This is a genomic window from Sulfurimonas aquatica, from assembly GCF_017357825.1.
Taxonomy (GTDB): Bacteria; Campylobacterota; Campylobacteria; order Campylobacterales; family Sulfurimonadaceae; genus Sulfurimonas; species Sulfurimonas aquatica.
Genome location: NZ_CP046072.1, coordinates 2,191,709 through 2,207,768, shown reverse-complemented (window position 1 = coordinate 2,207,768; position 16,060 = coordinate 2,191,709). Strand labels below are relative to the sequence as shown.

At 37.6% G+C, this 16,060-nt stretch carries 12 protein-coding genes, 1 tRNA gene and 3 rRNA genes; 14 read left to right on the top strand and 2 right to left on the bottom strand.

Features of this window, described 5'->3' with window-relative positions; all coding sequences use genetic code 11:
- Positions 1-7 precede the first annotated feature (7 nt).
- The 14 genes from GJV85_RS10565 (at position 8) to rrf (ending at position 13,095) form a co-directional block, all read left to right on the top strand.
- Positions 8-730, top strand: coding sequence for a Nif3-like dinuclear metal center hexameric protein (locus GJV85_RS10565; RefSeq protein ID WP_207561346.1), 723 nt, complete (start codon positions 8-10; stop codon positions 728-730).
- Between the two features lie 48 nt (positions 731-778).
- Positions 779-1,492 carry a zinc ribbon domain-containing protein gene (locus GJV85_RS10560; RefSeq protein ID WP_207561345.1) on the top strand — a complete coding sequence of 238 codons (714 nt, stop codon included), beginning with the start codon at positions 779-781 and terminating at the stop codon, positions 1,490-1,492.
- 2 nt (positions 1,493-1,494) lie between these two features.
- Complete coding sequence (gene waaA, locus GJV85_RS10555) at positions 1,495-2,676, top strand: lipid IV(A) 3-deoxy-D-manno-octulosonic acid transferase (RefSeq protein ID WP_207561344.1); 1,182 nt, start codon at positions 1,495-1,497, stop codon at positions 2,674-2,676.
- A gap of 1 nt (position 2,677) precedes the next feature.
- The gene (locus GJV85_RS10550) at positions 2,678-3,412 is read left to right on the top strand and encodes a pseudouridine synthase family protein (protein ID WP_207561343.1); all 735 of its coding nucleotides are present in this window, start codon (positions 2,678-2,680) and stop codon (positions 3,410-3,412) included.
- 54 nt (positions 3,413-3,466) lie between these two features.
- Complete coding sequence (gene ffh / locus GJV85_RS10545; RefSeq protein ID WP_207561342.1) at positions 3,467-4,822, top strand: signal recognition particle protein; 1,356 nt, start codon at positions 3,467-3,469, stop codon at positions 4,820-4,822.
- A 209-nt stretch (positions 4,823-5,031) separates the two neighbouring features.
- Positions 5,032-5,259 carry a 30S ribosomal protein S16 gene (gene rpsP / locus GJV85_RS10540; RefSeq protein ID WP_207561341.1) on the top strand — a complete coding sequence of 76 codons (228 nt, stop codon included), beginning with the start codon at positions 5,032-5,034 and terminating at the stop codon, positions 5,257-5,259.
- A 2-nt stretch (positions 5,260-5,261) separates the two neighbouring features.
- Positions 5,262-5,501 carry a KH domain-containing protein gene (locus tag GJV85_RS10535; protein WP_207561340.1) on the top strand — a complete coding sequence of 80 codons (240 nt, stop codon included), beginning with the start codon at positions 5,262-5,264 and terminating at the stop codon, positions 5,499-5,501.
- Positions 5,498-6,058 carry a ribosome maturation factor RimM gene (gene rimM / locus GJV85_RS10530; RefSeq protein ID WP_255550546.1) on the top strand — a complete coding sequence of 187 codons (561 nt, stop codon included), beginning with the start codon at positions 5,498-5,500 and terminating at the stop codon, positions 6,056-6,058. The genes GJV85_RS10535 and rimM overlap by 4 nt, the downstream gene beginning before the upstream one ends.
- Positions 6,058-6,762, top strand: a complete 705-nt coding sequence (gene trmD, locus GJV85_RS10525; protein WP_207561338.1) for a tRNA (guanosine(37)-N1)-methyltransferase TrmD — start codon at positions 6,058-6,060, stop codon at positions 6,760-6,762. Before rimM ends, trmD begins: the two co-directional genes overlap by 1 nt.
- Positions 6,752-7,111: a 50S ribosomal protein L19 gene (gene rplS / locus GJV85_RS10520; protein WP_207561337.1), complete on the top strand. Its 360-nt coding sequence runs from the start codon at positions 6,752-6,754 to the stop codon at positions 7,109-7,111. Before trmD ends, rplS begins: the two co-directional genes overlap by 11 nt.
- 737 nt (positions 7,112-7,848) lie before the next feature.
- Positions 7,849-9,362, top strand: a 16S ribosomal RNA gene (locus GJV85_RS10515).
- 143 nt (positions 9,363-9,505) lie between these two features.
- A tRNA-Ala gene (locus GJV85_RS10510) sits at positions 9,506-9,581 on the top strand.
- A gap of 222 nt (positions 9,582-9,803) precedes the next feature.
- Positions 9,804-12,690 (top strand): 23S ribosomal RNA (locus tag GJV85_RS10505).
- A gap of 289 nt (positions 12,691-12,979) precedes the next feature.
- Positions 12,980-13,095: ribosomal RNA gene (gene rrf, locus GJV85_RS10500) — 5S ribosomal RNA — on the top strand.
- The 16S, 23S and 5S rRNA genes sit together here with 1 tRNA gene alongside, the layout of an rRNA operon.
- A gap of 98 nt (positions 13,096-13,193) precedes the next feature.
- Here rrf and aat read toward each other — a convergent pair.
- Both aat and GJV85_RS10490 read right to left on the bottom strand, forming a co-directional pair.
- The gene (aat, locus tag GJV85_RS10495) at positions 13,194-13,880 is read right to left on the bottom strand and encodes a leucyl/phenylalanyl-tRNA--protein transferase (protein WP_207561336.1); all 687 of its coding nucleotides are present in this window, start codon (positions 13,878-13,880) and stop codon (positions 13,194-13,196) included.
- Entirely contained in the window at positions 13,880-16,060 is a 2,181-nt protein-coding gene (locus GJV85_RS10490) for an AAA family ATPase (protein WP_207561335.1), read from the bottom strand. The genes aat and GJV85_RS10490 overlap by 1 nt, the downstream gene beginning before the upstream one ends.

Below are 16,060 nucleotides of genomic sequence, written 5' to 3'. Positions count from 1 at the left end.
GGAAAATATGAAAATTTTAGAAATTTATAAGTTTTTAAATGAACTTTCTCCATTTGAACTACAAGAGTCTTGGGATAACTCAGGCTTATTAATTGGGGACTTTAAAGAAGAAATTTCTACAATTGCCTTGAGCATTGATGTAGACGAAGCACTTATAGACTCTTTGTCAGAAAATACACTATTAATAACTCATCATCCTATTATTTTTGGTGGCCTAAAGCAGTTACAATTTAGTAAATATCCAGCAAATCTTATTCAGAAAATGGTTAAAAAAAATATTTCTAATATAGCGATGCATACAAATTTTGATCAAACACATCTAAATGAGTATGTAGCAACAGAGATACTAGGTTATAAAATTGCAAAAAAAGATGGGTTTGTCGCGTACTTGGAGATTGATGAGGATTTTGATGTTTTTGCATCTAAGGTATCTAAGGCATTTGGGCTCTCACATGCTAGATGCGTTAAAACCTCCAATAGAGTTAGAAAAGTCGCACTGACAACTGGTTCGGGATGCTCATTAATGAAAAGTTTAGATGCAGATTGTTTTTTGACTGGAGATGTAAAATATCATGATGCTATGGAAGCAAAAAGTATAAATTTATCATTAATTGACATTGGTCATTATGAAAGTGAGCACTTTTTTGCACAAATTATGCAAAAGCATTTGAAAAATTTAGGTTTAGAAGTTATAATTGCGTCATCAGAAAATCCATTTACATATATTTAAGTATTTTTTTGTACTAATGGAAAAAGTAAACACCCCTAAAGGACACCAATGAACAATCACCTTCAGCAACTCATCGACCTATCAATAGTGGATAAAGATATCGATGCTTTTGAACCTCAAATTGAAGAAGCAAACTATAATTATGAAGCAGCACTTGCAAAAACTCAAAGTATTGAATCAGATATTGAGAATTTAACTACTGAAATTAAAGATGAAGAGTTAAAAAAATCAAAAAATGAACTTCACCTTGCTGAACTTTCACAAAAACTTGAAGAAAACTCTAAAAAGAGCGGTGAAATCAAAACTGAACGTGAGATGAAATCACTTCAACTTGAAGAAGAGATAGCAAAAGAACAAGTAACATTTGCGAATGAAGAAATTGCAAGACTTGAGAAAATAATAGAAGCTAAAAAAGAGCAAATTGAAGTAGCAGAATCTTCTCTTAAAGAACTTACTGCAAAACTTGAGAGTGTCAAAGCTGATGTTGATGCAAAACTTGAAAATATTAATAAAGCCAGACAAGAAGTATTTGTAGCTAAAGAGAAGCTTCTTGGAACTATGAATCAAAAGGGACTTGCTTTTTATCAAAAGATTCGTCGTTGGGCTAAAAACACTACCGTTGTAGTTGTTGAAGATCAAGCATGTATGGGTTGTCACATGGTTATAGGTGATAAAGTTTATGCAGATGTTATAAAAGGCGAAGATATTACAACATGTCCTCACTGCGGTCGTATACTATATATGAAAGCTCACGAAGAGTAGGCTTGAAGCCATTTTTTTTACTTTACTACATTTTGAGTGTAGTGCTTTTTTTAGTAGCACTACCACTTATCATCTACTTATCGTTTAAATCGAAATACAAAAAGTCAATTCCCTCACGTTTCTTTCTTTTTAACAACTCTCGTTTCATATCAAAAGAAAATATATGGTTTCATGTATGTTCACTTGGTGAAGCAAGAGCATTAAAACCAATAATCGAGCTTTTAAAAAGTGAAGATATAGTAATAACTACTATAACTCAGACTGGGTTTGATGAAGCAAAGAAGTATGATAAAGAGTTAAGATTCTTACCTTATGAAATGTTTTTACCATTTTGGATTACGAAACAAAAAGTTCTTGTTGTTCTGGAAGCTGAATTCTGGTATATACTTTTCACTTTAGCAAAAGCTAGAGGTGCTAAAGTGATTTTATTAAACGCAAGAATATCTGACAAAAGCGTAGATAAGTATTTGCAATTTGCATGGTTTTATAAAAAACTTTTAAATTGTGTTGAGATTGTTTATGCGCAAAGTGAAGTAGATAAAAATAGGTTTTTAGCACTTGGCGCAAGAAACATAGAAGTTGTTGGTAATATCAAATTAGCTGGTGAGATTACTAAATCAAAAGAGTATCTCAAGCCTGATGAAGAGTTAATAATAGCTGGAAGTACACATGAAAGTGAAGAAGAGTCTATCATAAAAGCTTTTATCGAGTACAAAAAAAGCTCAAATGCTAAGATTGTAATAGTTCCTCGTCATCCTGAAAGATTTGAGATAGTTTATACGCTAATGCAAAAGTACTCAAAAGGGAGCTCTTTAACACTTTCTCGTTTTTCACAAGATAAAAAGCTATCTACAGACTTAATTTTATGTGATATGATGGGAGAACTAAACAACCTCTACGCTATTGGCGATATAGCGATACTTGGTGGAGCATTTAGAGATGATGTTGGTGGACATAATCCCCTAGAACCTGCATATTTTGGCTGTAAAATTATTACGGGAGAGCACTTTTTTCACCAAAAAGAGCTTTTTAAGTACGTGCACCATGTCCAGTATGTAAAAAGTGATTATATTCACAAGGCTCTCTTAAAGACTAAAGAACTTCCTGTCTCTTTAGTTGAGCAAAAGATAGATTTAAAACCTATTATTGAAAAAATAGAAGAAATTAAAAATAAGGTGGCATAAAATGGCATTAGAAAAAGCATATAAGATATTAGCACTACAAGAGAATATTTCAAACGGTGAAGCAAAGTCGATGATAGATCGTGGGCTTGTATATGTTGGAAATAAAAAAGTAATGATAGCCCGTGGAGAGATAGATGTAAATACTAACTTCAGAGTTATCAAAGTCGAAAAAGCAAAACCAATTTTTGAGAATGATGACATAGTTGTAGTTGATAAACCAGCATATATTAACTCAGATGAGATAGAGAGACAGTTCAAACCTGCGGTTCTTCTTCATAGGCTTGACCGTGAAACTAGTGGCGTTTTAATGCTGGTGAAAAATGAAGAGTTTCGCCAACGTGCGATTAAAGAGTTCAAACAAGATAATGTGTATAAAGAGTATATTGCTTGGGTTGAAGGAATCATGAGTGAGCCAATGGAAGTTGATAAGCCGATAACAACACAGAAAAAAAATAATAAAGCATTCTCTAACGTCTCTCCAAAAGGTAAACCAGCAAGAAGTGAGTTTTTTCCAGACATAGTAAGTGCAAATAAGACAAAAATCAAATGTATTATCCATCATGGCCGTACTCATCAGATTCGTGTTCACTTGCGTTATATCGATCACTCTATAGTAGGTGACGAGCAGTATGGTGGGCGTCGTGCAAAACGTGTTATGCTTCATGCTTATAAAGTTAGACTGCTCGGAATGGAGTTTACAGCGCCAGAACCAAAAGCATTTATCAATTTTGAATAATTAAGAAAAACTTAGTTACAATTCGAAAAATATATAAAATAAAAAGGTAATTTAATGTTTGATACTTTAACAGATTCGTTTACTAGTGCAATAAAAAAGATTCGTTTTCATGATGATGACAAAGCCCTAACTAAAGCACTTGGTGAGTTAAAGAAAAACCTTTTAAAAGCAGATGTAAATCATAAAGTTGTAAAAGAGCTTATAGCTGACGTTCAAGTTCTCACTAAAGAAAAAGGAATAGGTAAAGATCAGTTTTTAGAAGCTCTGCGAGAGACTCTATATAAACTACTTGAAGTGGGTGGAAACAAAGGTTTCACTTTTGCTCCAAATCCTCCTACGACTATTCTAATGACAGGTCTTCAAGGGTCTGGTAAAACGACTACAACTGGTAAGCTGGCTACATATCTTAAAAATAAGCAAAAGAAAGTTTTAATAGTTGCTGCCGATTTACAGCGTTTGGCTGCGGTTGAACAACTTCGTCAAATTACAACTCAGATAGAAGTAGAACTTTATGAAGATGAAGCAACTAAGAATCCAGTAGAGGTTGTAAAAGCAGCAATGGAATATGCAAACTCTAAAATATTTGACGTTGTTCTAATAGATACAGCTGGTCGTTTAGCTATAGATGATGAGTTGATGGATGAACTCGAGAATGTGAAAAAAGCAGCTTCTCCTGATGAAATCTTTTATGTAGCGGATTCACTTACTGGTCAAGATGCAATAAGAACCGCAACTAGCTTTAAAGAGAAGATAGGCATTGATGGCGTTATCCTTTCAAAATATGATGGTGACTCAAAGGGTGGTGTAGCGCTTGGTCTTTCATCACAAGTACAAGTACCACTTCGTTTTATCGGTAGTGGTGAAAAAATGGAAGACCTGGAAGTTTTTTTACCGGAGCGAATAGTAAATCGTCTTATGGGTTTTGGAGATATTGAAGGACTTGCTGAAAAAACAGCGAATGTAATAGATGAGAAAAAAGCAAAACTTCTCACCAAGAAGATTCAAAAAGGTAAATTTAACTTTAATGACTTTTTAGAGCAGATGGAGTCTATGAAAAAGATGGGTTCAATGAGCTCAATGATGAGTATGATCCCAGGTATGGGAAATATGAGTAAAGCTATTAAAGACTTTGACTTTGAAAACTCAGGTGAGCTAAAAGGTATCAAAGCTATGGTCTCGTCAATGACGCCAAAAGAGAGAGAAGACCCAGACCTACTGAATAATTCTAGAAAAAAAAGGATTGCTGCAGGTTGTGGTCTTAGTGACGTTGAGATAAATCGAATGATAAAACAGTTTAAAAATGCAGGTAAAATGGCAAAAAAATTCTCTGGAAAAAATGGAATGAAGCAATTGCAGTCTATGATGGGACAGATGGGTGGAGCTGGTGGCATGGGTGGAATACCGCGATAAAATACTTTGTCTTTCTTTTTAAGAAAAGTTTCGCTATAATTCCACTATCGTTTAACTTCTGAAATAATCCCTCTGTGATTAGAAGGTATCTTTTTATAAAGATATAAAACGCCAAAAGGCGGTAAGAGGCACAATAAACTACATATACTACTTTAGTATATATTTATTCTGCAAAATAACCTCCAAACAAATTAATATTAGGAATACAAATGACAGTAATTAGACTTACTCGTATGGGAAGAAAAAAGAGACCATTTTATCGTTTAGCGGTAACAGATAGCCGTAAGCGTAGAGATGGTGGTTGGATTGAACTTATTGGTCACTATAATCCAATGAATGAAGAAAAAACTTTAGTGGTTGATAATGAAAGACTAGACTACTGGTTAAGTACTGGTGCTCAAATGAGTGATCGCGTTAAAAAGATTACTGGCCGTTAATTATGATTGCTGATTTTGTCGCACAATTTGCAAAACTAATAGCGTCTAATCCAGACGATATAAGAGTTGAAGTGAAAGAGGGTGATGAAGTTACAGAAATCGTTCTCTATGCTAATCAAGCCGATATTGGTAAGTTGATTGGTAAGAGTGGAAAGATGATTGGTGCTATTAAAACAGTTATCTCTGGTTGTAAAGCCAAAGATGGGTTGAGTTATAGAATAAATGTCGAACCACTACTGTGAGCAATAAGCGAACAAGTGCCCCTAAGGTACAAACTCAACTTTTGCATATAGCAACTATCGGCAAAACTGTCGGTATAAAAGGTGATATGAAGTTTCACATTAAGTGTGATTTTCCAGAACAGTTTAAAGCTGGAAGTACTTTTTTAATTAATAAAAAAGATACCATTACTTTAACTGAAGTAGATCATGATCGCTTGCTTGTAAAAGTAAACGGCTTGAGCAATCCGCAGGATTGTAAGAAGTTTACAAATGCTAAGCTCTTTACAACTTATGAAGAGACAAGAAAAAATTGTCACCTTGAAGAGGGTGAATATTTTTGGTTTGACTTGGAAGATTGTCAAGTTTATGAAGATGGAAAACTTCTTGGTGTAGTAAAAGAAGTCGAGAGAATAGCGATAAGTAACTATTTAAGTATTGTTACAGATGAAAGTTTAGTTGAGAGTGGTTCTGCAAAAAGTTTTTTAGTTCCTTTTAGTGAACCATTTAAGCAAAGCGTAGATATAGATAAAAAAATCATCACTTTAAGTGGTGCATTGGATATCTTAGAAGCTTCTTGATGAAATATACTTTCGTTACACTTTTTTCAAACTTGATAGATGGGTATTTTAAAGACTCGATTTTAAAGCGAGCAATCGATAAGGATTTACTAGATATTAATTATCTAGATCCTAGAGAATACTCTAAGAACAAGCATTCTAAAGTAGATGACACAGCTGTTGGTGGTGGAGCCGGTATGGTTATGAATCCACAGCCTCTGTATGACGCATTAGAGAGTTTGAAAAAAAAAGATGAAAATGTCCATATAATTTTTGTAACTCCAGTTGCAAAACCCTTTGTACAAAATGATGCGAAGCGTTTAGCAACTAAGTCCCATATAGCTTTTGTGAGTGGAAGATATGAGGGAATTGATGAGAGAGTTATTGAAAAGTATGCAGACGAAGTTTTCTCTATAGGTGATTATATATTAACAGGCGGTGAGTTAGCTTCCTTAGTTATTTGTGACGCCGTTAGTAGAAACATAGATGGAGTTTTAGGAAATAGTGATTCATTAACTGTAGAAAGTTTTGAAACGCCACTTCTTGAAGCACCATCATTTTCAAAACCAAAAGATTATGAAGGTTTAAGTGTTCCATCAGAATACTTAAAGGGAAATCATAGTAAAATTCGCTCATTAAAATTAGCTTTGTCTGAATGTAAAACTCGTTTTTTCAGACCAGAGCAGCTATTAAAGCATAGAACAAGGAAATCTTATGAGAAATAAGTACATAGAAAACTTTGAAAAAGCACAAACTTCTGAGAAAAACATTCCAGATTTTCGTGCTGGTGATACTGTACGTTTAGCAGTAACAATTAAAGAGGGCGAGAAATCTCGTATACAAGCATACGAAGGTGTATGTATTGCAAAACGTGGTCAAGGTACTGGTGCAACTATTACTGTACGTAAAATTGGGGCAAATGGTGTTGGTATTGAAAGAATATTCCCTCTATTTTCTGATTCAATTGAAGAGATTAAAGTTATACGTCGTGGTCGTGTTCGTCGCGCTAAACTATTTTATCTTCGTGATCTTGCAGGTAAAAAAGCTCGTATTAAAGAACTTAGAAGAAAATAATCTTCTAAGTCCACCCATCCTATTTCCAAAACTCACAAAAAAATTAATTTCATTTACCTTAACCATTTAAAACTTTTTAAGTAGTATACTTTTATCATAGAATTTATCATTTGATATGAAACAGCAGTCTTCTACAGCCAAGACAAACTAATAGGCGGGGGATGGATCACAAAAGTATAAGTAACTTTTAACTGCTATCTAAAGCCCTAAAGCCATACCAGACTATAAGATATAATAATAAGAGAAAAAGAACTAAATTAGACAAACAAATCCCCACAAAAAACAATCTTATAATTCTTTTTCTCAACCCATTCATATTAAGCAATCTCTAAGCAACATCCTCCTATAATTCCCATCCACAAACAGAGACACCTTGTTTAAAACGAGGATACGAACACTTCATGTTGAAGAGTTAAGAGATTGTTTGAAGATCATTGAAAACTAAGCAAGTAAGAAGACTAGATTTTAACGAATCAGTTGGTATTACTTAGAAATAACTAATATAACAACAACCGTCTATTCTATTTTGAAATCCACATTAGTTTTATAGCTTTTATGGTTTCCCAATAGTGTAGATAACTATACTTTAATACTTTAACTAGTATTAGAAGCTCTGACTAATTCTTTAAGCAGATTAGTACGAGTAAAAACAAAGCCAATGAATTTAATTCTTGGGCAAAAGATCAGTAAATAATCACAGCAATGTGATCTTTACATAATCAAGTCTTCGGACAACAATTATGGAGAGTTTGATCCTGGCTCAGAGTGAACGCTGGCGGCGTGCTTAACACATGCAAGTCGAACGATGAAGCCTAGCTTGCTAGGTGGATTAGTGGCGCACGGGTGAGTAATATATAGATAATGTACCTCTTAGTCTGGGATAGCCATTGGAAACGATGATTAATACTAGATACTCCTTCTTCTTCTAATTGAAGTCGGGAAAGTTTTTCGCTAAGAGATCAGTCTATATCCCATCAGTTAGTTGGTAGGGTAATGGCCTACCAAGGCAATGACGGGTAGCGGGTTTGAGAGGATGATCCGCCACACTGGTACTGAGACACGGACCAGACTCCTACGGGAGGCAGCAGTGAGGAATATTGCACAATGGAGGAAACTCTGATGCAGCAACGCCGCGTGGAGGATGACGCATTTCGGTGTGTAAACTCCTTTTATAAGGGAAGAAAATGACGGTACCTTATGAATAAGCACCGGCTAACTCCGTGCCAGCAGCCGCGGTAATACGGAGGGTGCAAGCGTTACTCGGAATCACTGGGCGTAAAGGACACGTAGGCGGGTAGCCAAGTCTGATGTGAAATCCTACAGCTTAACTGTAGAACTGCATTGGAAACTGGTTACCTAGAGTATGGGAGGGGGAGATGGAATTAGTGGTGTAGGGGTAAAATCCGTAGATATCACTAGGAATACCGAAAGCGAAGGCGATCTCCTGGAACATTACTGACGCTAAGGTGTGAAAGCGTGGGGAGCAAACGGGATTAGATACCCCGGTAGTCCACGCCCTAAACGATGAACACTAGTCGTCGGGATGCTAGTCATCTCGGTGATGCACTTAACAGATTAAGTGTTCCGCCTGGGGAGTACGGTCGCAAGATTAAAACTCAAAGGAATAGACGGGGACCCGCACAAGTGGTGGAGCATGTGGTTTAATTCGAAGATACGCGAAGAACCTTACCTAGCCTTGACATTGATAGAACACACTAGAGATAGAGTGGTGCCCTTCGGGGAACTTGAAAACAGGTGCTGCACGGCTGTCGTCAGCTCGTGTCGTGAGATGTTGGGTTAAGTCCCGCAACGAGCGCAACCCTCGTCCTTAGTTGCCAGCAGGTTAAGCTGGGCACTCTAAGGAGACTGCCTTCGCAAGGAGGAGGAAGGTGAGGACGACGTCAAGTCATCATGGCCCTTATGGCTAGGGCTACACACGTGCTACAATGGGGCGTACAGAGAGTTGCGATACCGCGAGGTGGAGCCAATCTCATAAAGCGTCTCTCAGTTCGGATTGAAGTCTGCAACTCGACTTCATGAAGCTGGAATCACTAGTAATCGTAGATCAGCAATGCTACGGTGAATACGTTCCCGGGTCTTGTACTCACCGCCCGTCACACCATGGGAGTTGATTTCACCCGAAATTGGGAAGCTAACCTTCGGGAGGCTACCACTTACGGTGGAATTAGCGACTGGGGTGAAGTCGTAACAAGGTAACCGTAGGAGAACCTGCGGTTGGATCACCTCCTTTCTAGAGTAAAGAGTAAACATTCGATTGTTTATCTTACAAAGAAAATCTCACAAGAGATAAGTTTGTTATTATTTAGTTCTTCTACTTGCTTAGTTTTCAGTGATCTATTTTTATAAATCACAATAGATTTAAAGTGTATAAATGGGGGGTTAGCTCAGCTGGGAGAGCGTCTGCCTTGCACGTAGAAGGTCAGCGGTTCGATCCCGCTACTCTCCACCATTAATCTTTAAATCAATTTTTAAAAATCTAATTTAAGTTCTTAATTTTAAAGAATTTAAATTAGACTTTTATTTATAATCGTCTTGTTCATTAAATTACAATTGTTAAAGTCAACAACTTAATTATAGAAATATAATTAAACTAAATAACTACAATAAACAGATCATTCATCTTATTGAAGTGTAGAGATACATTAAATAAGGTAGTGAACGCAAATTAGAAAAAAAAGATATTAAGGGCCATAGGTGGATGCCTTGGCTGGTAGAGGCGATGAAAGACGTAATAGGCTGCGATAAGCCTCGGGGAGCTGCCAATGAGCTTTGATCCGGGGATTTCTGAATGGGGCAACCCAGCATGGTGCGAATCATGTTACCCTTCGGGGGGCGAACCTAGGGAAGTGAAACATCTCAGTACCTAGAGGAAGAGAAATCAAACGAGATTCCCAGAGTAGCGGCGAGCGAAATGGGATTAGGGCGGTTAGCGATAGCATATTTATTAGCAGAAGAGTTTGGAAAGACTCGGCATAGAGGGTGATACTCCCGTAAGCGAAAATATTTATGTGGTACTAGGTTAACGAACGAGTAGGTCGGGACACGTGTTATCTTGACTGAATATGGGGGGACCACCCTCCAACCCTAAATACTACTACCAGACCGATAGCGAACTAGTACCGTGAGGGAAAGGTGAAAAGGACCGCGGTGAGCGGAGTGAAATAGAACCTGAAACCTATGGCTTACAATCATTCGGAGCACTATTTTAATGTGTGACGGACTGCCTTTTGCATAATGAGCCTGCGAGTTGTGGTATCTGGCAAGGTTAATCGAACGAGAAGCCGTAGCGAAAGCGAGTCTTAATAGGGCGAATTAGTCAGATGCTGCAGACCCGAAACTAAGTGATCTATCCATGTGCAGGTTGAAGCTGGTGTAAGAGCCAGTGGAGGACCGAACCCGTATAGGTTGAAAACTGTTGGGATGACATGTGGATAGGGGTGAAAGGCCAATCAAACTTAGTGATAGCTGGTTCTCTCCGAAATATATTTAGGTATAGCCTCGAGCATTAGCATGAAGGGGTAGAGCACTGACAGGGCTAGGGCTGCTTACCGCGGTACCAAACCCTATCAAACTCCGAATACTTCATGTGTAACCTCGGGAGTCAGGCGTAGGGTGATAAAATCCTATGTCGAGAGGGGAACAACCCAGACTAACAGCTAAGGTCCCAAAGTCTTGTCTAAGTGGAAAAGGATGTGGAGTTGCTGTGACAACCAGGAGGTTGGCTTAGAAGCAGCCATCCTTTAAAGAAAGCGTAACAGCTCACTGGTCTAGCGATTCTGCGCCGAAAATATAACGGGGCTAAGACAAGCACCGAAGCTTTAGATTTGGTATTTATACCAAGTGGTAGGAGAGCGTTCCATTCAGCGCTGAAGGTATACCGGCAAGGAGTACTGGAGCGGATGGAAGTGAGCATGCAGGCATGAGTAGCGAGAAAAGAAGTGAGAATCTTCTTCGCCGTAAACCCAAGGTTTCCTACGCGATGCTCGTCATCGTAGGGTTAGTCGGGACCTAAGTCGAGTCCGAAAGGGGTAGACGATGGCAAATCGGTTAATATTCCGATACCGACATTATATCGTTTGAGTGATGGGGGGACGCATAGAGTTAGACGAGGTCACTGATGGAATAGTGGCTCGAAGGACGTAGGTCGTGAAGTAGGCAAATCCGCTTCACATGAGACCGAGATCTTACAGGCAGACCAATCTCTTCGGAGAGCGGTTTGAATCGTCGATACTGTCGTGCCGAGAAAAGCCTCTAAACGAGATATAATGTTGCCCGTACCGTAAACCAACACAGGTGGGTGAGATGAGTATTCTAAGGCGCGTGGATGAACCATTGTTAAGGAACTCTGCAAACTAGCACCGTATCTTCGGTATAAGGTGTGCCCTATTTGTTATGAGATTTACTCTCAAAAGCATTGATGGGTGGCAGCAAAGTGTCCCTCCCGACTGTTTACCAAAAACACAGCACTCTGCTAACTCGTAAGAGGATGTATAGGGTGTGACGCCTGCCCGGTGCTCGAAGGTTAAAAGGATCCGTTAGCTTTGCGAAGCGGTGAATTGAAGCCCGAGTAAACGGCGGCCGTAACTATAACGGTCCTAAGGTAGCGAAATTCCTTGTCGGTTAAATACCGACCTGCATGAATGGCGTAACGAGATGGGAGCTGTCTCAACAATGGATCCAGTGAAATTGTAGTGGAGGTGAAAATTCCTCCTACCCGCGGAAAGACGGAAAGACCCCGTGCACCTTTACTATAGCTTGACACTGCTATTGGGATATTCATGTGCAGGATAGGTGGGAGCCTTTGATTCATAGACGCCAGTTTATGATGAGGCATCCTTGAGATACCACCCTTGAATATTCTGATAGCTAACTCCGTACAATTATCTTGTGCGAGGACAATGTCTGGTGGGTAGTTTGACTGGGGCGGTCGCCTCCTAAAAAGTAACGGAGGCTTACAAAGTTCGGCTCAGGTGGGTTGGAAATCCACCGTAGAGTATAATGGCATAAGCCGGACTGACTGTGAGACATACAAGTCGAGCAGAGTCGAAAGACGGTCATAGTGATCCGGTGGTTCTGTGTGGAAGGGCCATCGCTCAAAGGATAAAAGGTACGCCGGGGATAACAGGCTGATCTCCCCCAAGAGCTCACATCGACGGGGAGGTTTGGCACCTCGATGTCGGCTCATCGCATCCTGGGGCTGGAGCAGGTCCCAAGGGTATGGCTGTTCGCCATTTAAAGCGGTACGCGAGCTGGGTTCAGAACGTCGTGAGACAGTTCGGTCCCTATCTTCCGTGGGCGTAGGATTGTTGAGGAGAGTTGACCCTAGTACGAGAGGACCGGGTTGAACGTGCCACTGGTGCACCAGTTGTTCTGCCAAGAGCATCGCTGGGTAGCTACGCACGGATGAGATAACCGCTGAAAGCATCTAAGCGGGAAGCCAACTCCAAGATGAACAATCCCTGAAGTACGCTTGAAGACTACAAGCTTGATAGGCTGGGTGTGTACGCATCGCAAGATGTTTAGCTGACCAGTACTAATAGTACGTTCGTCTTTTTTTAAAAATACATTTAGAATGTCATTATGATATTTTACATGCAATTAAGTTCTTAAATGAACACAATTCGTTCACTACCTTATTTAGTGTAAACAATTACATTAATAAGCAGAAATGTTTAAAACAAGTTATTTAGTTATGTTGACTTTAACAATTATACTTTAATGAGTACAACTCATTAACCCTTTTAACTGACTTTTACAGTCAAAGTTAAGAACATCTGGCACTAAATGCCGATACTCCCGTCGCTAAAGCGTAAGTGGAGTGCAGATGATGTCTTTAGCTTTGATTGTCTAGGTGGCTATAGAGAGGGGGAAACGCCTGGCTCCATTCCGAACCCAGAAGCTAAGCCCCTCATCGCTGATAATACTTATCCTTTCAGGATTGGAAACGTAGGTCGCTGCCTAGTTAATCGTTATTTCTTCTTTTTTATCAATCACTTTTATTTTATTACTAATTTATTTCTTATTATTGTTGACTTTTTATGATTGTCATTCCACTTATTTTTTATATCTCTTTTATTACTTTCCATTTGTGATTAATATTATCTTCATTCACTTTATACAGCCTATCTAAAAAATATTCTCTTGTTACTTCTTTTGCACCTAGACTTTTTAAGTGATCTGTTGGAACTTGACAATCAATAAAGTCATAACCCCAAACTTTCAAATGCTTAACTAGAGTTGCATAGGCAGATTTTGATGCATCATTTACATCTGCAAACATTGATTCACCACAAAATACTTTTCCTACTGCCAAGCCATATAGTCCACCAACAAGTTCACCTTCCTGATAGCTTTCTATTGAGTGTGCTATACCCATTTTATGGAGCTCTTCATATGCTCTTATAATATCGGGTTGTATCCAAGTACCATTTTGGTTATTTCTTCGTGCAGAACCACATTTTTTAATTACAGCAGAAAAATTTGTATCAAATTTGTATTCAAATTTTTTAAGACTTTTTTTTAAGGATTTTTTTAATTTAAAATCATTGAGTTCCATGATAAGTCGAGGAGAAGGGGACCACCAAATAATGGGATCATTTTTTGAATACCACGGAAAGATTCCACTCTGATATGCGTGAATTAGTCGTTGGGGAGTTAAGTCTCCTCCCCATGCAACTATTCCATCTTGATTAGCTTCACATGGATGAGGGAATTCTAAGGAGTAAGGGTTTAGTTCTGGAATGGACACTAAAGCTCTTTATATGATAGCTCTAATCCATTTTTTGCATCAACTTCAACAATTCCACCTTTTTGGAGTTTTCCAAAGAGGATTTCATCACTTAACTTGTTTGTTATATTATCTTGTATATAACGCTTTAGAGGTCTAGCACCCATCTCAGCTGAGTAAGCTTCTTGAACAATATACTCAATAGCAGAAGAAGAAAGAGTTATAGTTATTTTTTTACCTTTTAATTCTTTATTTAATTCTTTTATAAACTTAGCAACTATTCCTTCTACTGTTTTTGTACTTAGTTGTTCAAACTCCACTATAGAATCAAGTCTATTTCTAAATTCTGGTGTAAAAAATGATTTAAGTTCTTCATTTTTTGATAGTGACTCATCTTTATTAAAGCCCATCACATTTCGAGCTGAAGCACCGATATTAGAAGTCATAATTAGTACGACATTTTGAAAATTTGCTTTATAACCATTATTGTCAGTCAAAGTTGCACTATCCATTATTTGAAGTAAAATATTAATTAAATCTGGATGTGCTTTTTCTATTTCATCAAGTAATAAAACTGTATAAGGATGCTTTTTAATTGCTTCAGTGAGTAATCCACCTTGCTCATAACCTACATAGCCAGGAGGAGCTCCTACAAGTCTACTTAGTGTATGTTTCTCCATATACTCACTCATATCAAATCTTTCGAAATGTATGCCCATTGTTTCACTAAGAGCTATTGCAAGTTCTGTTTTACCCACACCAGTTGGTCCAGAGAATAAAAAGGATGCGATAGGCTTATTATGTGGCGTTAAACCAGCTTTAGATATTTTAATGGCATGTGTAACAGTTTCTATTGCATGATCTTGACCTATTACTCTTTGTTCTAACTTCTCTTTTAAATTTATTAATAGTTTTATTTCATTTTGTTTAATATTTGAATTAGACACACCTACTATAGATGATATGGTTTTTGAAATATCACTACTTGTAACTTTTGATTTAGGGTTTTTTAATAGATGGAATGATGCTGCTGTCTCATCAATTAAATCTATGGCTTTGTCAGGTAAAAATCTATCAGTGATATATCTACTTGATAAATCTACAGCACTTTTTAGCGCTTTATTTGTGTATGTTACGCTATGGTGCTTTTCATACTTTTTCTGTAAACCTTTGAGTATCAAATAGCTATCTTTTTTTGATGGTTCATTAATATCGATTTTTGAAAATCTTCTACTAAGAGCTTTATCTTTTTCAAATCCATTTCTATACTCAGCAAAAGTGGTAGCACCCATACATTTTATTTCACCTGATGCAAGAGCAGGTTTTAGTTGGTTAGCTGCATCCATTGTGCCGCTTGTACTTCCAGCACCTATCAAAGTGTGAATTTCATCTATAAAAAGAATGGCGTTTGGCTCTTTTTTAATTTCATCCATGACACCCTTAAGTCGTTTTTCAAAATCACCTCTATATTTTGTACCTGCTAATAAAGCACTAAGATCTAATGCATAAAGTTTAGAGTCTTGAATTATTGGAGGTACGTTTTTATTGTAGATATTTAAAGCTAAACCTTCAGCTATGGCTGTTTTACCAACTCCAGGCTCACCTACTAATATCGGGTTGTTCTTTTTTCGTCTACATAAAATTTGTGTGACTCGTCTTATTTCATTATCTCGACCTATAACTGGGTCAATCTTTCCTTCTTTAACTTTTTCTAATAAATCAATAGAGTACTTTTGTAAATATGATTTTGAATTCTCATCTTCACTCTCCTCTTCATCTTCATGAGCTATAACTTCCAATATATCAAGTCTTGAAATTTGATACTGATTTAAAAGCATATGTGAAAAAGTATGTTCTTCTTCCTCGTAAAGCGCTGCTATTAAATCACCTACGTCTGCTATTATCTGCTGAGCAGATTTAATATGTCTTATCATATTGTCAACTAAACGCGATAAAGCAACACTCTCATAAGGATTACTTTCTATATCTGCAGGTAACGTATCCATGTTAGTTTTAATGTATTCAGCAAGTTCTTTTTGCATTTTTTCTACATTTCCACCACAAGCTAGAATAATTCTTGAACCTTTTGGTGAGCTCAACAATAAAAAGAATACATGCTCTATTGTGAGGTACTCATGTCTCATCTCTTTAGCAAAAGATATGGACTTTTGAAAAATATCATTTAATGATGGACTGATCAT